Source organism: Chitinibacter sp. ZOR0017, assembly GCF_000799095.1.
Taxonomy (GTDB): Bacteria; Pseudomonadota; Gammaproteobacteria; order Burkholderiales; family Chitinibacteraceae; genus Chitinibacter; species Chitinibacter tainanensis.
Genome location: NZ_JTLG01000042.1, coordinates 30,230 through 54,509 on the forward strand (window position 1 = coordinate 30,230; position 24,280 = coordinate 54,509).

The 24,280-nt window shown below is 58.6% G+C and carries 18 protein-coding genes; 13 read left to right on the plus strand and 5 right to left on the minus strand.

The window, feature by feature from the left end; genetic code table 11:
- Nucleotides 1–2: 2 nt before the first annotated feature.
- The 6 genes from purH (at nt 3) to prfA (ending at nt 7,676) form a co-directional block, all read left to right on the plus strand.
- On the plus strand, nt 3–1,565 hold the full coding sequence (purH, locus tag L991_RS12400) for a bifunctional phosphoribosylaminoimidazolecarboxamide formyltransferase/IMP cyclohydrolase (protein ID WP_047395970.1): 1,563 nt from the start codon (nt 3–5) through the stop codon (nt 1,563–1,565).
- A 194-nt stretch (nt 1,566–1,759) separates the two neighbouring features.
- Nucleotides 1,760–2,314 carry a lipid IV(A) palmitoyltransferase PagP gene (gene pagP, locus L991_RS12405; protein WP_047395974.1) on the plus strand — a complete coding sequence of 185 codons (555 nt, stop codon included), beginning with the start codon at nt 1,760–1,762 and terminating at the stop codon, nt 2,312–2,314.
- 54 nt (nt 2,315–2,368) lie between these two features.
- A complete protein-coding gene (gene purD / locus L991_RS12410; protein WP_028450308.1) occupies nt 2,369–3,643 on the plus strand; it encodes a phosphoribosylamine--glycine ligase in 1,275 nt (424 codons plus the stop codon).
- 195 nt (nt 3,644–3,838) lie between these two features.
- A complete protein-coding gene (locus L991_RS12415; protein WP_028450309.1) occupies nt 3,839–5,149 on the plus strand; it encodes an NAD(P)/FAD-dependent oxidoreductase in 1,311 nt (436 codons plus the stop codon).
- A gap of 98 nt (nt 5,150–5,247) precedes the next feature.
- Complete coding sequence (gene hemA / locus L991_RS12420) at nt 5,248–6,501, plus strand: glutamyl-tRNA reductase (protein ID WP_047395979.1); 1,254 nt, start codon at nt 5,248–5,250, stop codon at nt 6,499–6,501.
- 95 nt (nt 6,502–6,596) lie between these two features.
- Nucleotides 6,597–7,676, plus strand: coding sequence for a peptide chain release factor 1 (gene prfA, locus L991_RS12425; RefSeq protein WP_028450311.1), 1,080 nt, complete (start codon nt 6,597–6,599; stop codon nt 7,674–7,676).
- A 59-nt stretch (nt 7,677–7,735) separates the two neighbouring features.
- On the opposite strand, the gene L991_RS12430 is transcribed toward prfA, so the two are convergent.
- Nucleotides 7,736–10,645 (minus strand): AAA family ATPase, encoded by a 2,910-nt coding sequence (locus tag L991_RS12430; RefSeq protein ID WP_081986663.1) that lies wholly within the window; start codon nt 10,643–10,645, stop codon nt 7,736–7,738.
- Between the two features lie 177 nt (nt 10,646–10,822).
- On the opposite strand from L991_RS12430, the gene L991_RS12435 reads away from it, so the two are divergent.
- The 5 genes from L991_RS12435 (at nt 10,823) to L991_RS16605 (ending at nt 17,853) form a co-directional block, all read left to right on the plus strand.
- Nucleotides 10,823–12,676 carry a ribonuclease catalytic domain-containing protein gene (locus L991_RS12435; RefSeq protein WP_047396011.1) on the plus strand — a complete coding sequence of 618 codons (1,854 nt, stop codon included), beginning with the start codon at nt 10,823–10,825 and terminating at the stop codon, nt 12,674–12,676.
- Nucleotides 12,677–12,719: 43 nt separating this feature from the next.
- Nucleotides 12,720–13,304 carry a hypothetical protein gene (locus tag L991_RS12440; RefSeq protein ID WP_028450314.1) on the plus strand — a complete coding sequence of 195 codons (585 nt, stop codon included), beginning with the start codon at nt 12,720–12,722 and terminating at the stop codon, nt 13,302–13,304.
- An 82-nt stretch (nt 13,305–13,386) separates the two neighbouring features.
- Nucleotides 13,387–13,767 (plus strand): aspartate 1-decarboxylase, encoded by a 381-nt coding sequence (panD, locus tag L991_RS12445; RefSeq protein ID WP_047395988.1) that lies wholly within the window; start codon nt 13,387–13,389, stop codon nt 13,765–13,767.
- 272 nt (nt 13,768–14,039) lie between these two features.
- The gene (locus tag L991_RS17350) at nt 14,040–15,782 is read left to right on the plus strand and encodes a DUF3472 domain-containing protein (protein WP_052190852.1); all 1,743 of its coding nucleotides are present in this window, start codon (nt 14,040–14,042) and stop codon (nt 15,780–15,782) included.
- Nucleotides 15,783–15,879: 97 nt separating this feature from the next.
- Nucleotides 15,880–17,853: a M60 family metallopeptidase gene (locus L991_RS16605; protein ID WP_052190853.1), complete on the plus strand. Its 1,974-nt coding sequence runs from the start codon at nt 15,880–15,882 to the stop codon at nt 17,851–17,853.
- Nucleotides 17,854–17,980: 127 nt separating this feature from the next.
- Here L991_RS16605 and L991_RS12460 read toward each other — a convergent pair whose 3' ends face one another.
- Nucleotides 17,981–18,679 carry an ABC transporter substrate-binding protein gene (locus L991_RS12460; RefSeq protein WP_052190854.1) on the minus strand — a complete coding sequence of 233 codons (699 nt, stop codon included), beginning with the start codon at nt 18,677–18,679 and terminating at the stop codon, nt 17,981–17,983.
- A 360-nt stretch (nt 18,680–19,039) separates the two neighbouring features.
- Here L991_RS12460 and L991_RS12465 point away from each other — a divergent pair, with 360 nt between their 5' ends.
- Entirely contained in the window at nt 19,040–20,251 is a 1,212-nt protein-coding gene (locus tag L991_RS12465) for an EAL domain-containing protein (RefSeq protein ID WP_047395989.1), read from the plus strand.
- Nucleotides 20,252–20,323: 72 nt separating this feature from the next.
- Here L991_RS12465 and L991_RS12470 read toward each other — a convergent pair whose 3' ends face one another.
- The 3 genes from L991_RS12470 to L991_RS12480 form a co-directional block, all read right to left on the minus strand.
- Complete coding sequence (locus tag L991_RS12470; RefSeq protein ID WP_047395992.1) at nt 20,324–21,214, minus strand: histone deacetylase; 891 nt, start codon at nt 21,212–21,214, stop codon at nt 20,324–20,326.
- A gap of 47 nt (nt 21,215–21,261) precedes the next feature.
- Nucleotides 21,262–21,603: a DUF805 domain-containing protein gene (locus L991_RS12475; protein WP_047395995.1), complete on the minus strand. Its 342-nt coding sequence runs from the start codon at nt 21,601–21,603 to the stop codon at nt 21,262–21,264.
- 152 nt (nt 21,604–21,755) lie between these two features.
- Entirely contained in the window at nt 21,756–22,082 is a 327-nt protein-coding gene (locus tag L991_RS12480; protein ID WP_047395998.1) for a YkgJ family cysteine cluster protein, read from the minus strand.
- Between the two features lie 270 nt (nt 22,083–22,352).
- Between L991_RS12480 and L991_RS16610 the strand changes: the two genes are divergently transcribed.
- Complete coding sequence (locus L991_RS16610) at nt 22,353–23,981, plus strand: methyl-accepting chemotaxis protein (protein WP_052190855.1); 1,629 nt, start codon at nt 22,353–22,355, stop codon at nt 23,979–23,981.
- The last annotated feature ends 299 nt before the right edge of the window (nt 23,982–24,280 follow it).

Sequence of the window (24,280 nt, forward strand, 5' to 3'; positions counted from 1 at the left end):
CGATGAGCAAAATCACTCGTGCGCTGATTAGCGTATCTGACAAAACCGGCGTACTCGAATTCGCGCAAGCCCTGGTGGCCCAAGGCGTCGAAATCCTGTCGACCGGCGGCACGGCCAAGCTGTTTGCAGACGCAGGTCTGCCCGTGATCGAAGTCGCCGATTACACCGGCTTTCCAGAAATGCTGGATGGCCGCGTCAAAACGCTGCACCCGAAAATCCACGGTGGCATTCTGGGTCGCCGCGATCTGGATGCCCACGTGAGCACCATGCAAGAGCACGGCATCGGCAATATCGATCTGGTGTGCGTGAATCTGTATCCATTTGAAGCCACCATCGCCAAGCCTAACTGCAGCTACGAAGATGCGATCGAAAACATCGACATCGGCGGCCCGGCCATGGTGCGCTCTGCCGCGAAAAACCACGCTCACGTCTCCATCGTGACCGATGCCGCCGATTACAGCGCCCTGATCGCCGAAATGCAGGCCAACGCTGGCGCCCTGAGCCTGGCCACCCGCAAAAACCTGGCCAAGAAAGCCTTTAGCCACACCGCCGCTTACGATGGCGCGATCTCCAACTACCTGACCGCGCTGACCGAAGATGGCGAAAAAGCCGCCTATCCAAACCGCCTGAACCTGCAGTTCGAAAAAGTGCAGGACATGCGTTACGGTGAAAACCCACACCAATCTGCGGCGTTCTACCGCGATCTGCAGCCAGCAGCGGGTAGCCTCGCCAACTACAAGCAATACCAAGGCAAAGAGCTGAGCTACAACAACATCGCCGACTCGGATGCCGCGTGGGAATGCGTGAAGCAGTTTGCCGAGCCTGCCTGCGTGATCGTGAAACACGCCAACCCATGTGGTGTGGCCGTGGCCAAAGATCTGTACACCGCGTATCGCCTGGCGTTTGCCACCGACACCACCAGCGCATTTGGCGGCATTATCGCCTTCAATAAAGTGGTGGATGTCGACACGCTGGAAGCGGTATCGGCGCAATTCCTCGAAGTGCTGATCGCTCCGGGCTACACCCCTGAAGCGCTGGCTCTGGTCGCGAAAAAACCGAATGTACGCGTACTGGAAGTCGCCATCGAAACCGGTGAAAACCGCTTTGATCTGAAACGCGTGGGTGGCGGTCTGCTGGTGCAAACCCCAGACGTGCACGCGCTGACTCTGGCCGATCTGAAAGTAGTAACTAAACTGCAACCAAGCGATGAGCAGCTGAAAGACCTGCTGTTTGCCTGGAATGTGGCGAAATTTGTGAAATCCAACGCGATTGTGTTCTGCGGCAAAGGCCAGACCCTCGGGATTGGCGCCGGGCAGATGAGCCGCGTGGATTCAACCAAAATCGCCGCAATTAAAGCGCGCAATGCGGGCCTTGAGCTGCGTGGCTCAGTCGCCGCGTCGGATGCCTTCTTCCCGTTCCGTGATGGCGTGGATGTGATTGCCGAAAACGGCGTCTCGGCCATCATCCAGCCGGGCGGCTCACTGCGTGATGAAGAAGTCATCGCCGCCGCCGATGAGCACGGCATTGCGATGGTGATGACCGGCATTCGTCACTTCCGTCACTAAGCGCACACACAGCGGCACTACACTCCGGTGAGTGCCGCGGCGCGGGATGGGTTACGAAACGTCACGCGCCACGCGGGGATGCTGCAGTACACTGCCAGCATCCCATTTGTATTTTCTACATACCATCAGTGCGTATATCCATGCAGCCATCAATAAACAAGGCTTGTATCGATATACCCATTCAGGAGTCAGCCATGCTGAAAAAAATCTGGGCCATCTGCCTACTGGCCGCCACCCTTGCCCTGCCAGCCAAAGCAGTCGAATGTGAAAACTGGTGGTGGGGTTTTGATGCCGCCTGTAGCCACATTAGCGGCACTTGGAATGAAGGCACCGGCGGGCTGTACCTCACCGGCTACGCCTGGCATAACCGCGCCACCTACGACAAAGAAAATATCGATAGCTACAACGAATTCGCCTACGGCGGCGGCTTGGGCTATCACCGCCCGGTCGGCAATGGCAACGAAGAAATGATCTACGCCATTGGCTTTGCCGATTCACACGAACAACCGCAGTTTCACGTCGGCTACGGCCATATGTGGTACTGGAATGTGGCTGGCCCACTGCGCGCCGGGGCAGGCTGGACAGGCGGGGTGTTCTTCCGTAATTCCGATTTCAACTACCTGCCGGTGCCCTTTGTGCTACCCATGCTGGGCGTGAAATACGACAAAACCAATTTCTATGCCACCTATATCCCAGGTGGCAAAAACAACGGGAATGTCTTGTTCCTGTTTGCCCGTTTCGATTACTAAACTACCTGTCCGCGCGCTGGCCTCGTCCGGCGCGGGCATCCTGATGGAGTCCATATGAACATTCTGGTGATTGGTTCTGGCGGCCGCGAACACGCGCTAGCCTGGAAGCTGGCGCAATCTGAACGCGCAGGTAAAGTGTTTGTGGCGCCCGGCAATGCCGGCACCGCGCTGGATAAAAATCTCACCAACGTCAATCTCACTGACATTGCCGCTTTGGTTGAATTTGCCAAAACAGAAAACATCGCCCTGACCGTGGTCGGCCCAGAAGCGCCACTGTCGCAAGGCGTGGTGGATGCCTTTCGTGCCGCCGGCCTGAAAATCTTTGGCCCAACCCAAGCCGGCGCCCAGCTCGAATCATCGAAAGACTTTGCCAAAGCGTTCATGAAACGCCACGGTATTCCCACCGCTGATTACGAAACCTTTGCTGACGCCGCCAAAGCGCATGCCTATATCGACGCCAAAGGCGCACCGATTGTGATCAAGGCCGATGGCCTGGCTGCAGGCAAAGGCGTAGTTGTGGCAATGACTTTGACCGAAGCCCACGATGCGGTCGATGCGATGCTGTCAGACAACAAACTGGGCGACGCCGGCGCGCGCGTGGTGATTGAAGAATTCCTCACCGGCGAAGAAGCCAGCTTTATCGTGATGGTCGATGGCAAAAACGTGCTGGCGATGGCTTCAAGCCAAGATCACAAACGTTTGCTCGATGGCGACGAAGGCCCGAACACCGGCGGCATGGGCGCGTACAGCCCGGCCCCCGTGGTTACCCCAGAAATCCACGCGCGCGCGCTGCGCGAAGTGATTTTGCCCACCGTGCAAGGTATGGCCAAAGATGGCATCACCTACACCGGCTTTTTGTATGCCGGCCTGATGGTAGCTGAAGACGGCAGCCTGAAAACACTGGAATTTAACTGCCGCTTTGGCGACCCAGAAACCCAGCCGATCATGCTGCGCCTGAAATCCGATTTCGTCACGCTGATCGAACACGGCGTGAATGGCACGCTGGATCAAGTGGAATGCGAGTGGGATCGCCGCGTGGCGCTGGGCGTGGTGATGGCCGCGGCCAATTACCCAGAAACCCCACGCAAAGGCGATGTGATTACCGGCCTACCGGGCGAGCTGGCCGATGGCCATGTTTTCCACGCTGGTACCGCCTTGAATGCCGAAGGCCAGCCCGTAACCAGCGGCGGCCGCGTGCTCTGCGTAACCGCCTTTGGCGACAGCTACAAAATGGCACAAAAGCGCGCCTATGAAATTCTGGAAAGCATCCACTTTGATGGTATGCAATACCGCAATGACATCGCCTGGCGCGCGATCAACCGCAAATAAGCGCCACACCGCGCTACACAAAGCAGCCTTCGGGCTGCTTTTTTTACGCCCACACACACGCCAGCGGCATATTTTGTAACAAAACTACGTAACTAACGGCAAGTGTGCGAGAATGCCAGAGCCATTGAGCAAATGAGGCTGCAAGTGATCCGGGCAGCCGCTATCTTGTAATGATTCCTCCGAGGGCGGGGCGCCATGAGCACATCGACTGCATTACACCGTATCGTTATTGTCGGCGGCGGCGCCGGCGGTTTGGAATTAGCTACCCGCTTGGGGCGGCAATTGGGCGGGCGCCGGCAAGCGCAGATTATTCTGGTGGATGGCTCGCCCACCCATATCTGGAAACCGCTGCTGCACGAAGTGGCCACCGGCGCGCTCAACACCGGCGAAGATGAAGTCAATTATTTCGGCCATGGCTATCGCAATGGCTATCAGTTTGAATTTGGGTGGCTGCAAGGCGTCGATCGCGAGCGCAAAACCATTGCCCTCGCCCCGGTGCAAGGCGCCAATGGCGAGCAGCTGACTGGCGCACGCGAAATCGGCTACGACACTTTGGTGCTGGCGCTGGGCGCGATTGCCAATGATTTTGGCACCCCCGGTGCGCGCGAGCACTGCATGTTTCTGAATACCCCCGGCGATGCGGAGCAACTACGCCGGCGCATTTTGGATTTGTCGTTTGCGGTGGGCGCCACGGGCAATGGCGCTAGCAAACTTACGATCGGGATTGTCGGCGGCGGCGCAACGGGTGTGGAACTCGCTGCCGAGATCGACCATACCATTCGCGAAATGCATAACTATGGCGCCAATTTAAACCCAGCCCAGCTGGAAATCACCATTATCGAAGGCGCCAACCGGATTTTATCTGGCGCCCCCGAATCATTATCCGCCTATGCCAATGAAGCGCTGGTACAGCGCGGCATTATGGTGGCCTGCAATAGCCGTGTTGCGGCGGTTACCCCCGAAGGTTTTGCCCTCGCCGATGGCCAGCAAATCCCGGCCATGATTCGCGTTTGGGCTGCTGGGGTTAAAGCCGCCGATTGGCTTACCACGCTGGGGCTGCATACCAATCGCAATAACCAGATCGAAGTCACCACCACGCTGCAGACCCTGACCGACCCGGCGATTTTTGCCATCGGCGATTGCGCCAGCGCCCCCGATGGCGAAGGCGGCCCACAGCTGCCGGCCACTGCTCAGGTTGCCCATCAGCAAGCCAGCTGGCTGGCCGATGCGCTGATTCGCAAGCTGCGCCAACAGCCGATTACCCCCTTTGTATTCAAGCCGCAAGGCATGATGGTGTCGCTGGGTAAACACGCCGCCGTGGGTAGCCTGGCGGCGATTGTGGGGCCCAAGCGCAATTACTATGTGGAAGGTCGCGGCGCCAAGCTGATTTACGCCTCGCTCTATCGGCTGCATCAGGCGGCAGTACATGGCTGGGTACTGGCGGGCTTATTGTGGATCGGCGATAAACTGCGCCGGGTAGCACGCCCGAGCCTCAAGCTGCACTAAGTCTCGGAGCGGGCGGAGAAAAACGCCGCCCGCCGCCGCCCAAACTACGCTTTTCCGGTTAAAATAGCCGGTTTACCGCTTCCTTGTCCGGCATTGGCATGCAGCTCATCGTTCTTGGTCTGAATCACCAGACTGCGCCCGTCGCAGTGCGCGAGCGGCTGGCCTTTAATCCGGAAGACATGTTGCCGGCGCTCACCGAGCTGGTGGCGCTCAAAGGCGTGTTTGAAGCGGCGATTGTCTCTACCTGTAATCGCACCGAGCTGTATTGTCACGCCCGTGACATTGATGCTGTGACGTATTGGCTGGCAAACAATCGCCATCAAGACCTGCAGAACATTACCCCCCACCTGTATCTATACAAAAATGCCGAAGCTGCCCGCCATGCCTATCGCGTGGCCTGTGGCTTGGATTCCATGGTGGTGGGTGAAACCCAGATTTTGGGCCAGCTCAAAGATGCCGAGCGCCAGGCGCGAGAAGCCGGCACGATGGGCACCTTGCTCAACGGGGTATTCCAGCGCGCCTTTGCCGTCGCCAAAGATGTGCGCACCCAAACCAAAATTGGCGCCGCCTCGGTCTCGATGGCCGCGGCTGCGGTGAAGCTGGCCGAGCGGATTTTCCCTACCGTAGCCGAATGCAAGGTGCTGATGATTGGCGCCGGCGAGATGATCGAGCTGTGCGCCACGCATTTTGCCGCGCAGTCCCCCTGTAAGATCGCCGTTGCCAACCGCACTCTGGAACGGGGCGCGGCGCTGGCGGCCGAGCATGGTGGCGAGGCATTTATCCTCAGCGAGCTACCCGAGCGGATTCACGAATTCGATATCGTAGTGACCTCTACCGCGGCGCCGCTGCCGATTGTGGGCAAAGGCATGATCGAGCGCGCCCTGAAAAAGCGCCGCCACCGGCCGATGTTTATCGTCGATCTGGCCGTACCGCGCGATGTGGAAAGCGAAGTGGGCGAGCTGCAAGACGCCTACCTTTACACCGTGGATGATCTGGCCCAGGTGGTGCAACAAGGTATGGCTTCTCGCCAAGCCGAGGTGAGCAGCGCCGAAGCCATCGTGGGCGAAAAGGTCAAAGAATTTGACGCATGGCTAGCCAGCCGCGCAATGGTGCCCACCATTCGCGATCTGCGCGACCATGCCGAGCGCATCAGCCGCGCCGAGCTGCAAAAAGCGCAAAAACGCCTCGCCGCTGGGGATGATGCCCAGCGGGTACTGGAGCAACTGGCGCAGCAAATCAGCAATAAATTTCTGCATGCACCGCTGGCCGCACTCAATAGCGCCCAGCCCGATGAGCAGGAAGCCTTGGTGGCGCTGGTGCGCCGCCTGTACCGCCTACAGGATCAAGCCTGATGCGCGGCCCCTGCCTATTCTAGCGGCGCCCGACGCTACCCCTCTTGTCGTCTACCATCGCGGTAGACCCGATTTGCTTTTGAATTGAAGACACCATGAAACCGTCTATCCAAGCCAAACTGGCCCAATTGGCCGACCGCCTCGAAGAAGTCAACGCGCTGTTGTCATCCGAAGAAGCCACCCGCGATATGGAACAATATCGCAAGCTCAACCGCGAGCACAGCGAGCTCACCCCGGTGGTGGAGCTCTGGCATGAGTTTAATCGCGTGAATGCCGACATTGCCGCCGCGCAAGACATGCTCAGCGACCCGGATATGAAAGAGCTGGCCGAAGAAGAAATCAAAGCCGGTAAGGCCCGGATTGAAGAGCTCGATCTGGAGCTGCAAAAAGCGCTGCTGCCCAAAGACCCCAACGATGAGCGCAATATCTTTCTGGAAATTCGCGCCGGTACCGGTGGCGATGAATCGGCGCTGTTTGCCGCCGACCTATTTCGGATGTACAGCCGCTATGCCGAGCGCAATCGCTGGCAGGTGGAGATCATGTCGGCCAGCGAATCTGACCTTGGCGGCTACAAAGAGATCATTGCGCGCATTGCCGGCTTTGGCGCCTATTCGCGGCTGAAGTTCGAATCGGGCGGCCATCGTGTGCAGCGTGTACCGGCCACCGAAACCCAAGGCCGTATTCATACTTCCGCGTGCACCGTTGCTGTGATGCCCGAGGCGGATGAGCTGGAAGAAATTAATATCAACCCGGCTGACCTACGCATCGACACCTTCCGCGCCAGCGGCGCTGGCGGGCAGCACATTAACAAAACTGATTCGGCCGTGCGGGTCACGCATATTCCAACCGGCATTGTGGTGGAATGCCAGGACGACCGCTCGCAGCATAAAAACAAAGCCCGCGCCCTGGCGGTATTGTCGGCGCGGATTAAAGACGCCCAGCTGCGCGAGATTCAGGCCAAGGAAGCGGCCGAGCGTAAATCGCTGGTCGGCTCGGGCGATCGCTCCGAACGCATCCGCACCTACAACTATCCGCAAGGGCGGATGACCGATCACCGCATCAACCTGACGCTGTATAAACTCGATTCGCTGATGGATGGTGATTTGAGCGAGCTCACCCAGGCGCTGATCAATGAGCATCAGACCGAGTTGCTGGCCCAGCTGGGTGAAAGCTAAGCGCCCCTAGTGGGTATTGCCCTGCAAGCCAATCCTAATATGGACTACAGCGCAATACCCTAGCGCCGCGGTGGCAGCAGGAAATTGCCGTAGCGGCGTTCCAGATAATGCGCTACACCATGCGCGCCCCAATGCTCGTATTGGGTTACCGCCAGATTAATCAGCTGGCGGGCATGGTGAAAATGCTGCTGCCCAAACAGATATTCACCATACAGCAAGGTCGCCAGCGCGTAATCGTGGTGTTGCTGCTGCTGGCGCGCCAGCTCGATTGCAGCCAAAAACGCCGCTTGCGCCTGCTCGAATTCGGCAAAACGCCCGGCATATTGCGCTTCCAGCAATGCCGCCTTGCAGGCAAACAAGGCCGGATTCAGCTCTGCCCACTGCTGCAGCCGCTGGCGAATGCGGTTTAAGCGCCGGCGCGCCCAAGGGCCATCATAATGCCCCAGCCGGCAGCCATTCAGGCCCTGCAAATACTGCATCAGCGCCGCCAGAATCGAGCCACGCACCGCGGTATGACGCTGCCAGCCCACAGCCAGCTGGCCGAGCGCGGCATCACTGGCGCCGCAGTAGGTCGCCGTCAGGGCCGACAGCAAATGGAAATGGCATAGATTCAACGCATCATCGCGCTGCATCAGCGCCGCAAAGCCTTCCTGCGTGAGAAACGCGCCGACACCCAGCCAGGGCGGGTTATCGCTTGTATGTGCTAGGCCATATAGCGCCTGGCGGAAGGCATTGGACATCGGCAACAACTGCAATTGCCGCGTATGGCGCAAATCATCTTCGACCTTGGCCGCTTCACGCTCCAGATGCTGCAGCGGGCTGCCATTCAGCAGCGAATGGCCAATGTAAAACATGCTGGCATAGCCGGCATATTCAAAATCGCCTTCCAGCAAAGCGTTTTGCTGCCAGCGCCACAAATTCGGCAGCAGCTGCTGCAAGCCGGCTCGCCATGGCTGAATCAAGCCCAAGCTCAAAATCGGCACTTGATGGCGAGGCCACAGTATCAGGTTTTCATCCAGTGCCGCCGCTTCAGCTTCCGCCACATCGGCGAGCTTAAAGGCCGCGGCATAGCGGCGCAGGGCCGTCAGCGCCAACGCCGCACCAATTTTGGCCACCACATCGTGGGGCGAGCGGCCATAGCGATGTTGCAGCCGCAGCTGGCGCACTGTCACCCCCGCCAGCGCGGTTGGCCGAGCCAACAGACCCGGGCCATACAGCGCCGCCAGCACCCGCTGCGCGCGCAGCACCGAATCCATCGGGGTATTCTGCCCACAAGCCTGCTGCGCGGGACGATAGCGTAGCCGCTCCCAACCGGCCAGCACCAGCTCACGGGCCAGCGACCAATACGGGGTTTGGGTGGATAAATCTTGGCCCAGACTACCGAGCGCATCTTCGGCCGCGCCAAATAGCCCGGCGTAATCTTGCGTGAGTAGCGCCAGCCGCTGGCGGCAGGCCGACAAGGTGTAGCGCACTTGCGCGCTGGCCTCGGCCGGCAAGTTTTTTTGCACCACCAGCACTTCGCGATATTGATTGGGCTCTTGCAGGCAGGCGCACCATAAGTCGATCATTTGCTCGCTCAGGCTCACCTCGTCCAGCCACAGCCGTGGCCCGAGCAGCGCCATCATCTGCTCCAAAATCTGCGCTGCATGCAGCGGGCTGCCCTGCTGCAAAATCTCGCTGGCTACTTGCGCGCCGCGCTGCGCATATTTCACCCGATCGGCCTGAGTGAGCGCCGGGCCGGCCTGCTGGGCGTGCCGCAGCGCTTGCAAGGCATACTGCGGCAATTTCATCATGCGATAGGCCAGCCGCGCATGCAGCTCGGCCTCATGCTGATGCGGGCAGCTTTGCTGGGCCAGCCGCTGCAGATGCGGATGAATAAAGCGCCACACCGTACCGCCCAGATGTTCGATCAGGCCATAGCCACTGGCCAGCGCCAGATGCTCCAGCACCGCACTTTCGGGTAGGTAGTCGTGCAAAATCCGGGCATCAAACTCCAGCCCGATCAGGCTGGCCGTTTGCAGCATCTCTAGCCCGGTTTCGGTGAGTTGCAGCAGCTGCTCACGAAAATGGTTTTCTGCTTCTGGCACCCGCAATTGCAGCGAGATTTGCTGCAAGCGTTGCGCCCACTGCGCATCCGGCACCGGGCTGAGTAGATTATGCGCGGCCAGGCTATCGAGCAAAAAGCGGCACAACTGCAAATTACCCTGACAGGTTTGCTGCAAAAACGGCGCGATCTCGGCGGCCAGGCGCGGATTGATATTCTGCTCTTCCACCAGCCAGGTCATGGTGTCGCGAATGCTAAATGGCGCCAGCTGATACAGCTGACTCAGCTCATGCATCTGCCAGCGCACCAGCATCGGCAGCTGGGCGTCGCGCACGCAGAGCAAGATCATCAGATAGGGGGTGGAGCGATTCTCGATCAGGTAATCCAGCACCGCCAGCGCATCCTGATCCAGCTGATCGACGCCATCAATAATCCACACCAGTGGCCGCAGCTCACGGCTGGCGTGGCTGAGTAATTCCCCGGCCAACAGTTGCAGCTGCAAGGCCTGGGTTAAATCCAGCTCGTTACTGCTGGTTTGAATCAGGCCCAGCCGCGTACCCAGCTCCAGTAGTGCTTCGCGGCCACTTAGGCCTGAATCGCTCAGCTGCTGGCAGAGTGCTTGGCTGAGCTGACTGAGCCCAAGCAACAGACTATCGAGCGGGCTACCCCAGCTCAGCGACTCGATCCGGCTTTCGATCAGCATGCCGCCGCGCTCACGTACATGCGGCAACAGCTCATGGGCCAAGGTGGTTTTGCCCGAACCGCTCTCGCCGGCCAGGATCACCAGCTTGTGCCCGCCGGCGGCGGTTTCGGCCAGCGCAAAGCGCAAAGCACTGGCCACCGCCCGCCGATCCAAAGCTGGCGTTTCGGGGGCGATATCCGCAGGCAGAGTGCGAGAACCGGTGGCAGAAGCAGAGGCTGACAAGGCTTGAAAAACTCACAAAAGATGCCGTGATTGTGGCCGATTTATAGCGTAATTACCATGACTGCGGCACGCCATCACACAAAATACGCCAGTTCCCGACGCGTGCTGCCGGTGCAATTGCGCGCACAGGCTCAGCGCTTTGATATAATTGGCCGTTTTGGCTTTGGCGCAGACGCAATGAATGTATTTTACGAGGAAGACGGCAGCTTCAAAGTCGCCACCATCAACGACGAACAGGCCGCCAGCCTGCAGGTAGAAGACGCGCGCGGCAAGCGCAGCAAAATCAAAACTGCCAATGTGCTGCTCCGCTTTGATCGCATCAGCCTCGATGAATTTCTGAAAAACGCCCAAGCCCTGGCCGCCGAGGTGGATAGTAATTTCCTGTGGGAATGCTGCGGGCAAGATGAATTCGGCTTTGCCGACATTGCCGCCGAGTATTTTGGCGCCAACCCCAGCCTGACCCAGCAGGCCGCCGCCGTGATCGCCCTGCATGGCGCGCCGATGTATTTTTATCGCAAAGGCAAAGGCCGCTACAAAGCCGCCCCCGAAGAAAACCTGAAAGCCGCGCTGGCCGGGCTGGAACGCAAAGCGCGTGAAGCCGAGCAAATGGCCGCCTGGCAAGAGGAACTCCTCCGGGGTATCGTGCCAGAAGCCTTTGCTAGCAACCTTTCCCGCCTGATACATCGCCCGGATAAAAACGGCCTCGAATACAAAGCGCTGGCCCAGGCGGCCGAAGCGGCGCAATTATCGCCGCTGCGCCTGTTGGAAAAAATCGGCGCACTGGGCGATCTGGCCCAGTATCACCTCGATGGTTTCCTCAGCGCCCATTTCCCGAAAGGCCGAGGCTTTCCAGCGATTGAGCCGGTGTTCGCGCCCGAAGATTTGCCGATTGCCGATGTGGCTGCGTTCTCGATTGATGACGCCACCACCACCGAAATCGATGACGCCTTCAGCCTGAAAACCCTGCCCAATGGCAACTGGCAAGTCGGCATTCACATTGCCGCCCCGGTACTGGGCATTGCGCCGGGCTCGGCGGTGGATCAGCTGGTGCTCGATCGCCTCTCTACCGTGTATTTCCCCGGCGACAAGATCACCATGCTGCCGGATGAAGTGGTTGAAGTGTTTACCCTGCAAGAAGGCGCCGCCCGTCCCGCCCTCTCGATGTATCTGGAAGTCTCGCCCGGCTACGATGTCTTAAGCCATTACTCGCGTATCGAGCGCGTGCCCGTGGCCGCCAACCTGCGTCACCACGACATCGAGCCGTACTTTAATGAAGAGACCGCCGGCAAAGCCGACGGGCCGGATTTCCAATACAAGCAGGAACTCACCTTCCTCTGGCATCTGGCTGGCGCCCTGGAAGGCCGCCGCGGCAAGGCCGATCAACCCGGCCCGGTGCGACTGGATTACAGTTTTTACATTGATCGCGTCGAGGGCCAGCCCGAGCGCGTGCGCATCGTACCGCGCAAACGCGGCGCGCCCATGGATAAACTGGTGGCCGAGCTGATGATTTTGGTGAACAGCCAGTGGGGTACCGACCTGCGCGATGCTGAAATCGCCGGTATTTACCGCTCGCAAGGCGGCGGCCGGGTAAAACTCTCGACCCAAGCCACCGCCCATGCCGGTTTGGGCGTGGATTGCTATATGTGGTCTAGCTCGCCGCTGCGCCGCGCGGTGGATTTCATCAACCAGCAACAACTTGTGGCGATGATTCGGCAGGAAAAGCCGCGCTATCAGAAAAATGATGCCGAGCTATTTAGCGCCATTTCGGCTTTTGATGCCGCCTACGCCGCCTACGCTGATTTCCAGGACAAAATGGAGCGCTACTGGTGCATCCGCTATCTGGAACAGGAAGGCATGCAGGAATTCACCGCGCAGGTCATTAAAGAAAACCTGGTGCGGGTCGATGGCATGCCATTGGTCTTGCGCGTGGGCGGGCTGCCGGAACTGCCGGCTGGCACCACAGTCTCACTACAACGTTTGAATATCGATTATCTGGAATTGGCCGTCGAAGCGCGAATCGCCACCATTTAAGCGTCAGGCCCGGCCGCGCCGGGCCACTCATTTAGGAAGCCGCATGCAGCCCAACCGTCGTTTGTCCGATTTTCTGCCTTTGAAATTTGCCAATGGCCAGGAAGTACGGCAATTTTCCAAACCCTGCATCAGCTGCGGCCACATGCTGCATGCCAAACACATGCATGGCGTGGCCCGGCTGGTAGAAGACCATATCGCCATCGCCGCCACCGCGCGCTGCGAGCAGTGTGGTGCTGATTTTGGTGTCGCCTGCGTGATTAACAACCAGAAACAGGTTAAGCGCGTTATTTTGCCGCGCATTCTGTTTAACTGGTATCTGCGCAGCCTGCCTACCCAGCCGCGCGAAACCGCGCCACAGGCTGAAGTGCGTAACTGGCCCCTGCCCGAAGAGCGCGATGCACGCGAAGATGCGGCCGAAATCAGCCGTCAGCAAAGCTATCGCCCCAGCATCAGCGCGCAAGACATCGTGCGGGCCGAAGAAACGCTCGGCCGCTTTCAGGAAAAACCGATCCCAGCCTGGTTGCTGCTGGATGGCCGGCGCTATGAATTTGACCGCATCGCGCCCGATGCCCGCACCAAGGACGGTGAATACTTACTAGACGGCTGCCTGATCTATCGTCCAGCCTGATTATTTACGCTTGGCTTTTTGGGGCAAAGTTTTATAATCGCGCCTATCTTTTTCGGCTCTGCGCCTCTGGCGGGAGAACACCATGCAACGCAATATGCTCAAATCGAAGCTGCATCGCGTCACCGCGACGCATGCTGAACTGCATTACGAAGGCTCATGCGCCATCGATGAAAATCTGCTTGAAGCGGCCAATATCCGCGAATACGAAGCGATCGACATCTGGAACATCAATAATGGTGCGCGCTTCTCTACTTACGCGATCAAAGGCCAGCGCGGCTCAGGCATTATTTCGGTGAACGGCTCTGCCGCCCGCCACGCGCAAGTGGGCGATCTGCTCATCATCGCCACTTTTGCCGATTACAGCGAAGAAGAGCTGAGCAATCACAAGCCTTCGCTGGTGTATGTGGATAGCAATAACCGCATTACTCACAGCAGCAATGCCATCCCGACCCAGGCTGGCTAAGCGCCTACCGCCATTCGTCGGACAACCCGCTTTCGAGCGGGTTTTTTATTGCTTTCGAGTCAAGAAATTAGCCATTAAATCAAAACACTAAGCACCACCACCAACCCCATTTCTGGCCCCCATCAGCCCTAGCGGTGATGCAGATTACAAGCTGCCCTTCAGGACCATCATCGAATCCTGATATTTCTGCTAAATTCCTCCGGCATCATGACGAACGCATCGATTTAGCCGATGTGCGCAAATACAAAAAAATAGCTCTGGAGGAGCATCTTATGCGTTTGACCGCTATGGGTCTGATCGCTATCGCCATCAGCCCGGCCGCGCTGGCCGTCAGTGAATGGAATAGCAACACCATCTACGCCACCCCGGGCACTCAGGTAAGCTATCAGGGGCAGCTGTATCAAAATAACTGGTGGACCAGGGGAGAAACACCCGGGCAAACCGGGCCGTGGGGCGTCTGGAGCAAGGTAAGCAGCAACAGTCCAGCACCGACGGTGGCCCCTACAGTAACGCCCCCCCCTAAACCCGTCACCAGCGCCACTCCCACCCCAACGAGCAGCAGTGTGCCAAATAGCGTAGCGCCTTGGGATGCCAATGCCATCTATGCGCAAGCTGGCCAGTTTGTGAGCTATCAGGGTCAGGTGTATCGCAATCAATGGTGGACCCGCGGCGACAATCCAGCCCAGAGCAGCGTATGGCGACTAATCGGCGCGGCCGCAACCCCGAGCAGCACGCCGCTAGCAAGCGCAACGCCTCGCCCTACCCTCGCACCAACACCGGTAGCCACGCTAGCCCCAACAGCTGCACCGACCCTGGCCCCTAGTACCAGCCCGAAACCAAGCCCAACCGCCACACCAGTGGCAAGCGCAACCCCTGCGCCAACAGCTGCACCAGTCCCTACCGCCAGCCCAAGCCCTGTTGCGAATAGCTGTGCCGCCACGACAATTACCGCGCTCACCCCAAGTGCCGGCGTGGCGCGGATCGGCTCGGTGTATTCCAGCACTTTATACGACCCCAGCAACGAAACCAGTGGCAACGACACGCATCGCCCACAAGTGATTAAGGTTCAGGTGAGTAATGCGGGCAAGCCTGTAGCGGGCTGCGCGGTGAGCTGGAGCCCTGTAAACGGCAATGACAGCGGCTGGGTTTTCCCACTGGCAGCAAAAACCGATAGCAATGGCCAAATCAGTGCCTGGTGGACCGCCGGTAAAGCCAGCAGTCAGCAGGTACGGGCCAGCATTACCCTGGCCGATGGCAGCCGCCGCGAGGCCGAAATCACCGGGCAGGCGTTTGCCCACAGCACCCGTGCCAACTCGATCCACCTCAACTGGTCTTCCCCGCTGTGGAATGGCTTTAAAGTGGATGTCACCCCGGTAAGCTGGGCGCCGACGACGTATTATTCGGCCATCAATTTCCCCGGTGGTTATACCGGCATTCAAACCTCCCAGTTGCTGTTCTCACTCTGGGATGTAAATGGCGTGAGCCCGGTGGTAATTGATCAAGGGATGGCCACCTGCTCGAATTTTGGTGGCGAAGGGACTGGCATCAAGTGTTATGCCCCATACACCCCGCAAGCCAATGTCACTTATCGATTCGAGCTGGAAGTCGCCGCAACCAGCGATGGCAAAACCGATTACACGCTCTACTTCACCGATCTGAGTAATGGTCAGCGCAAGAAATTTGCCACCATGCGCTATCAGGCCAAGGTGTCACCGTACGGTGCTTCGGCCTTTGTGGAGGACTGGTACGAAGAAAAAGCCTCGTGCCTTGCCAACACCCGCCGCGCTGCATATTTCAGCAATGTGCAATATCGCAACCCCAGCACTGGCGCCTGGAGCGAGATTCGCAAAGCGACCGGCGATGCGGTTTACAACGAGTGGCACAACGAAATCTGCGCGAACTACAGCTTTAGCGCTGAGGGTGGCCGCTTCCTGATGGGTACTGGCGGCGAAGTCGTTGGCCAGCCACTCAATCTGCCCAACGGACCCAGCGTGATCAATCTATCGCTGGACTAATCATACGTATTACCCGCCAAGCCATAATTTATAAAGCCTAGCGGGCAATACCCTGCACTAGTACTTAATGTCTGGGAATCACCGAACAGGATACACCATGCAATTGCTACCTCAATACGGCCTCATCGCCGCCATTGCTCTCCACGTCGTGACTGCGAGTGCCGCCAGCGAATGGAATAGCAGCACCACCTACGCCGAAGCAGGTCAGGTGGTGAGTTATCAGGGCCAACTCTACACCAACGGCTGGTGGACCAAAGGGGATAACCCGGCCACAAGCGGCGCGTGGGGCGTCTGGCGCAAAGTCAACGCCGCCACAGTCACTCCGGCGTCAACTCCAAGTAGCACGCTTCCACCAGTCGCTACCACCGCCCCCAATACCGCACAGCCTAGTGTGACGGCAGCGCCAAGCGCCACTGCCGCCCCGAGCACCGTAAAAGCCTGGGATGCCAACACCACCTACGCCAACAAAGGCCAGCTGGTGAGCTATCAGGGGCAGGTATATCGCAATGAATGGTGGACCAAGGGTGATAATCCAGCGCAAGCAGGGGCCTATGGCGTTTGGCGCCTCGTCGGTTCAGCCCAGCCGACCAATGCGCCAAGCAGTACCCCCTTCATCACTCCAAGCGCAACACCCACTGTAAAACCAAGCGCAACACCGACTGCTACACCCACGGTCGCCCCTACGGTGAAGCCGACGCTGGCACCAACGGCCACGCCAACCGTCAAACCAAGCGCTACGCCAACCGCCAGCCCGGCACCGACAGCCACCCCGACTACCGCGCCAACTGCAACGCCCAAACCAAGCCCAACGCCGGTCAGCGGTCTGATTCCAGCCCGCAGCCTCACCCTAGAGCAGCCCGGTGATGTCGGCAGCCTGCGTGCCGCGCAGTTGCGCAGCTTTAATCACACCCCGTTCCAATCGACCGGTTATTGGGTACAGCCCGGTGATGTTTTGGTGGTGAATTATGTCTACAGTGGCAGCGCGCCGAATAAACAGCCGGAAATCTGGCTGCACAATATCGATGACGACACTTGGAATTACGATACCGCTCAGAAGATCAAACTGAATGTGGGTAGCAACACCATCGTGTCCAAAGTCAAAGCCGCCGTGTATGTGGCCGCCTTTAATACCCCGACCAATGGCGAGCTGAAGGTTGAGCTGCTCTCAGGTGGCCGCGTGATGCCACGCTTTGTGCTGGGCCAGCATACTGCCGAAGAATGGCAGCAAATGCTGCTGCAATACGGCGATGCGCCATATGCCGAGCTGGTCAGCCGCCGCATGATGCTCACCGCCAGCATGGGCAAAATCTTGCGTCATGTGGATGACCCCGTGGCACTGATGACGCTGTGGGATGAAATCGTACGACTGGAAGACGAGCAATACGGCATCAAACCCGGCCAAGCCTGGCCGCACAATCCAACGCCGCATCGCTTCCACTTTGTCGAGCTGGCTCCCTACGATGGCTGGATGTATTCATGGCAATACCGGATGGCCACCGCCAGCGATGATGGCGCGATTGGCACCGTGCTCAATAGCAAAAAGCTGAAAACCGATGGCTGGGGCCCATGGCATGAGCTGGGCCACCAGTATCAGATGAGCACTTTCACCTGGGCCGACCAGACCGAAGTAACCGTGAATCTGTCATCGGCCTATGTGCAGCGGGCGTTGGGCCAACCATCGCGCTATGAAACGCAAGGCACCTGGACCAAAACCTTTGCCTACCTGAATCAAGCCACACGCGATTTTGCGACGCAGAGCGATCTGTTTGTGCGCGCCACCATGTTCTGGCAGCTGGATCTGGCCTTTGGGCGTGATTTTTATGCCAAGCTGGGCACCAACTACCGCAATATGCCCGCTGCGCAACGCCCAAGCGGTGATGAAGCGGAGAAACAAACCTTTATCATCGAAACCAGTCGCGTCGCGGGCTACGACCTCACACCGTTCTTTACCCAGTGGGGCATTGCGGTCAGTGGCGACACGCAAACCAAACTGCGCGGCATGGCTCTCAAAACCCTGACCGACCCGATCTGGCTGAATCGCGATAGCAAAGTGCTGTATCAGCCACGCTAAGTTACACCACCCTTGCCCAATGGCAACAGCCACCCTGCGGGGTGGCTGTTTTTTTATCGAAGCTCCAAATACCCAGCTTATGTATCAAGCCACAAGGCTTGATACATAAATCCTGCAAGCATATACCCTATTGCGCAGGCTTATTCCCTAAGCGCTGAAGGCCAGTATTAAATTGCTGCAGCAAGGCCGCCCCACCCGGCGCGGCTTTGGGCACAATCAGATGCAGTGTTTGCACACTCATCACCTCACCCAGCGGAATAATATTGCCGGTAGCTGGCAACTGCCCCAAGAGCTGCAAACCCTGCGCATGATCGGTCACCGTAAAATCGCTGTAGTTCAGAGCAATCAGCCGCATACAGGCGGCCATATCATTCGGGCGGTGATAATACAGCTCGCCCCGTTTGATCAGCGCCTCAATCGCGGGCAGCACCGCCCAGCCCAATGGCTGACAATAGCGTTTGCCCCGCAAAGTCGCCGGCTGGCTACCATTCAAGTTTTCACCCAGCCGGCCAAAGACAAAAAGCCGAAGCTCAAAGAGGGGTTGCGAGTACAAAAATTCGGCTTCGCGCTCGGGCGTGCGGATATAGGGGAAAGTCGCGGCAAACTCCCCTTGCAGCGTGGCTTTATAGCCATTGGCCCACGGGCGCCAAAATAATTCGCTATCCACCCCTGCAGCCGCAAATGCCCGTTGCACCCTCACCGTCGCCAGCCCGCCATCCGGCAGCTTGCTATCGGTAAATGGCGGATAATCGCTGCCAGTGACCAGCTTCACCGGCTCGGCCCCCACCATGGCGCTGCACAACAGCAAAACCCCCAACCACTTCATGCTCACCCCCGCGACACTTTGCATGCTGCAAACTAGGCAGAGCTAGCCCGCCGCACCGCCGCAAAGGGGATAACCGGTCATTTTGCGCTGACAGATGTAAGATTTGGTCGGCAAAACGCACTTTATTTCACCATTCAAACACGATTATTTCTTTAAAAGTCAGATTTTAAGTGCGGGTATATCTAGCTAGGTATTTAATTATTTAGCCTACAGATAGTTACCCCCACCCAGTATTAACAGCACCCTAGCCTTACACCCACCACGCTGCGGCCGCTTGCTTGCTGCGTCTGCACAAATCGGCGGCACGACGCTGGGCGGGCTTTGCTATAACGGGATAACCCTGTCTTGAGCCCCGCGATCATGAGCGAACCCAAACGCCAAACCGACATTCACGTGATGCTGGTGGATGATTCAGCCGTGCAGCTGCAATACGCCGCCAGCCTGTGCGCTGAAATGCATTGGACAGTGAGTGAAACGGCAGATGACGGCATGAATGCGCTGCTCAAGCTCAAAAGCGGCCTGCAAATTGATCTGATCTTGCTCGATCTGGAAATGCCCGGCATCAACGGCGTAGGGCTCTTGCAAGAGCTGGGGCGGGCGCAGATTGATATTCCGATTGTGATTTTAAGCTCGCGCGAGCCGGCGCTACTGGAATCCGTGGCCAATATGGGCCGCCAAGCCGGGCTGACTATCCTGACCGCCTTGCAAAAGCCGCTGCGGCTAGAAATGCTGCAAAATCTGCTGTTGCAACGCGCACCGCGGCAAAACCTGGCCAGCAGCCAGTTTAGTGCGGCCGAAATTCAAACCGGCATCAATGACAATCAGTTTGTAATCCGCTACTGGCCGCGCTTTGATCCGGCCCGAAAAACCGTGCGTGCGCTCTTGGCCCAGCTGGTATGGCTACACCCCGAACACGGCCCCTTGCTGCAAAACCAGTACGCGCCACAAGGCTGCCAGGAGCGGGCGTTTTTACAGCTTTACGATCATCACTTGAAAAACATTTGCACCCAGCTGAGTACCTGGGCACAGCAAGGCTTGCCGTTCTCGGCCCGGCTGCAAATCCCGCTGGCGCTGCTGAGCAGCCCTTTGCAGGCGCGCACGCTGATCAATCGCCTGCAAGATTACGCCCTGGAGCCGGAAAGCCTGGGGCTGGATATCAATCTGCATGAGCTGGACGAAGAGCACGCCGGCACTATGGCGGCGCTGAATCTACTACGCCTGCAAAATCTACCGGTCGGCATCCAGACCGCGCAGCTGCATTTGCAATGGGTCAAGCTGATTGGCCGATTGCCCGCCAATGAAATCAATCTCGCCGCCGCTGTACTCAACCAGCTCACGCAAGACCCATTGGCCAAAACCCTGCTCGAACACAATATCTTGCTCGCCCACAGCCTGGGGCTGCAGCTCAATCTCAGCGGGTTTAACGAAGCAAAATTCTGGCCGGTCACTCAGCAATTGGGCGTAGATGGGGTGGATGGCCCGCTGATCAATCCGGGCCTGAGCGCCGAAGAGCTGCTACCTTGGCTGCGCCAGCAACAAGGCAAGCCCAATGTCAGCCGCGTGATTCACTAGCGCGTACACGCACATACCCCACCGCGTATTATCTGCCAACCCAATAGCTTAAATATCTAGCGCAACATACACTCAAGCAAAGCGCTCCCACGCCAGCCGCACCGTCGTGGCTTGAATCGCCACCGTCTCGCTAATCGGCTGCGCATAGCCGCCCCCCATGGTGATCGCCACCGGCAGCGCAAAGCGCCGGCACGCATCCAGCACCAACTCATCGCGGACGCGCAAGCCGTCCGGGGTCAGCGCCAGTTTGCCCAAGCGATCGCCCGCATAAGCATCGGCCCCCGCCAGATAGATCACCAGATCGGGCTGCGCTTGCGCGAGCAAGACCGGCAAAGCGCCGGCCAGCTCGGCCAGATAGGTCGCATCGTCGCAACCATCTGCCAGCTCGATATCCCAATCGCTTTGCTGCTTGGCAAAGGGGAAATTATTCGCGCCATGCATGGAAAAGGTAAAGAGGCTTGGTGTATCAGCCAGCATCTGTGCCGTGCCGTTGCCCTGATGCACATCCAGATCGATCACCAGCGCGCGCTGCACTGCGCCTTCGGCCTGCAAGACCCGCAGCGCCACCGCACTATCGTTAAACACACAAAACCCGCTGCCATGATCGGCAAACGCATGGTGCGTACCGCCCGCCAGGCTTACCCCGCAGCCCTCGGCCAGCGCAGCCCGACAGGCCGCCAGCGTAGCGCCAGTGGAGGCGCGCGAGCGCAGCAGCAATTCGGCCGACCAGGGCAGGCCGATCACCCTTTGCTCCGCTGCGCTCAGCGCCCCATCGCGCAGTTTGGCCAGATACTCGGGCGTGTGCGCAGCCAAGAGCTCGGCATCGCTCGCCAAGGGGGTATCTTCGATCAGGTCAGCCGCGAACTGGGCTACCGCCTGATACAGCATGGGGTATTTCTCCGCTGGAAAACGATGTCCGGGCGGGAGCGGCAAGGGGTACCGATCGGAACGATAGATTTTCATGCCGCTATTGTTTCATAGCCGGTGGCGAAGTGCAGCAGCGCTGCGGCTTACTGAAACTCGGGGCGGGGGCCAAATTGGTTATGCGCCCCACTTGGCCGGGTATGCCAATACAGCATCGTGAGCCAACCGAGCACCGGCAGCAAACACAGCACCACCCAGCGCCCGCTACGGCCAATATCATGCAGCCGACGCACGCCAACCGCCAAGCTGGGCACAGCCAGCGCCAGCAAGAGCAATGTGCCGGCTAATTGATGCCCCAAAGTCAGCGTGATGGCTAAATACGCCATCAGCTGAAAAAGCGCCCACCACCAAAATTCGGCCCGGGTAGCGCGCCCGCTAAAATTCGTTAATTGTTGAAAGCCGCGTTGTACCGCCTGCAGGAAGGTCATGATTTTGCTCCAGAATTCCGTTGAACACGGCTCTGAATTTACCCCCATGCCACAGGGATATCACGGCAATATTGGCGCCCGAACGCGCCATTTTTTCCCGCGTGCAACTTTGCCCAAAATCAAGCAAAGCCTGCTGCAAGCGGCGTATAGCGCTAGCCCAGCTGTGCCGGCGTTAACGCGGGTAAACCATGGTGCGCGCGGGCTTTGTGGCAATGCTCATCGCCCGGCTGAACTTCCCGGCAAGTGCTCGAGCGCAGCGGGTAAATCTGGCAGTCCACGGCTTGGCCCACGGTGCCACTCAGCTGCTGGCAATGCGGCTGTGGCTGATTGGTGCCGCGCATGGCCACGTGAAAGGGGCTAATCGGCTCTACCAGATCAGCCGGCACGGTGCCGCCGGGCACCTGATCGGTTTCCCCAAAATAAAATGACACCCGAAAAGTGGCACAACAGGCACCACATTGCTGACACACATCACTCATAAGCTGCCAAGCACCGCTAAACCAAGGCCGCGATTGTAAAAAAAACTCTGCGCGCCGTCAGTAGCCGCGATGCGACCGCCAAGACAGATGTTGTGTGCCAGCGCGCCACATCTGCGCTATCCCGGCGAAAGAGAGGTGAAACATGACCTTTCGTCGCCAGACTTTCACTTTGTTGTAGCAATCACACCCTTGCCGACAGCCCTGATTAACCAAACGAACAGCAATCGGTTATGGTGAGAGCTATTAGTCCTTGTTGGTAGGTAATTTGCCATGACAACCCTGAAAGCCAAGATCCGCTTGGTGCTGATTTTGCTGACCTCGCTGGCCGTGGTCACGTTCTGTATTTTCAGCTATTTCGAAACCCGCACCGTGGCCATTGAAGCCATTGATGGCAAGCTCAGCGCCGCGGCCAATGGCTACCGCTTTATCGTGCCGGAAACACTGCACAGCCAGCTCACGCCGCGCGATAGCGCCGATCTGAAGCAGGTGCGCGCCATTAGCGTGCAGCTCACCCGCTTTGCCGAATCGCTGGGTCTGCCTTATGTGTACAGCTTTGTCATGAAAGACGGCAAACCGCATTACGTACTCTCATCGCTCTCCCCCGAAGAAGAGCGCGACCCCACTGCCGAGCAATACCTGAAAGTGTATGAAAACCCGAATGCCGAATTGCTCACCGCACTGAATGAAGGCCGCCCCACCTGGGCCGAATACAGCAGCAGCTACGGCGAATTCCGCTCGATCTATCTGCCTTTCCGCACCGCCAATGGCACCACCATCGTGGCGGTGGCCGATGCTGATTTGGGCGTTGTTCACAAAACCCTGCGCACGCTGCTGATTAAAGAAGCCGGCGCGGGCCTGATCCTGATCTTGATCGCGGCGGCGGTCTCGTTCTGGCTGGGCAATCTGGTTACCCGCCCACTGGAGCGCCTGCTGACTGCCATGCGCCAGCTCAACAGCGGCGAAGCCGATCTCACCGTGCGGCTGGATGATCGCCAGCAAGACGAAACCGGCCGCATTGCCGGCGCCTTTAATCAATTTATTGGCGAGCTGCACAAACTGATCAGCACCGTGCAAACCGAAACCAATCGCCTGAATCAAGGCGTGCAGGATATTGAAAAAGTCGTTGATCAGCTGGCCCGCGAATCGCGCTCGCAATCCGATCTGGTCTCAGAAACCGCCGCCACCATCGAGGAAGTCACCGTCAGCATTGCCCACATTGCCGACAGCACCAGCCAGGTAGAACGCTCGGTGAGCCATGCCGACGAAGGCGCCCGCAATAGCGCCCAGGCCATGAGCACCATGCGCCAGCGCACCGACTCGATGGAAACCACGCTGCACGCGCTGGCCGAATCGATTAGCCGGCTGGATCACGAATCCAAACAGATCAACAACATCACCAATGTGATTAAAGACATCGCCAACCAGACCAATCTGCTGGCGCTGAACGCGGCCATCGAAGCGGCCCGCGCCGGCGAGCAAGGCCGTGGCTTTGCTGTGGTGGCCGACGAAGTGCGCAGCCTGGCCGAGCGCACCGCGCAAGCCACCGTCGAAATCGAAAGCCTCTTGGGCACCATCTGTAGCGAAACCGCCCAAGCCGTCGAGCGCACCACCGCCACCGCCGCCGGCGCCGAAGCCGGCCGCCAAACCGTGGCCGATGTGGGCGACCGCATCGTGGCCATGCAGCAAGAAATGCAGGGTGTGCTCACGCAAATCAACGAAATCTCGGCCGCCACCCGCGAGCAATCGCTGGCCACCGAGCAGATCGCTCAGGTCTCCGAGCGCATCAGCCAGCAGGTCAACACCACTGACCAAGCACTGCAACAAACCCGGCACACGCTAGCCGGCATCAACCAGATGGCCGGCTCGCTGCATGGCGTGGTACGGCGCTTTAAGCTGTAACGCCAGCCTACCTGCAATAAAAAAACCGCCCAGTTGGGCGGTTTTTTTATTTTGCACTGATGGTTTAATGCCGCACGAGATTGCCAGCTGATGCAGATGCTAAACCTGCGGCTTCGCGAGCCAGGCGGGGCAACCAAGGCAAGGGTATATTCACCAAACCAACGCCCCGCAATGCCTTCAGCATGATACTGCCGCCAGTATTTACCGCGCTGGTGAAGCTGGGGCTTGGTTTCCCGTGTAGCGAAAACCGCAGCAAGGAGGGAGACGAACGGCTTTATCGTTTGGCTCACGACGAAGCA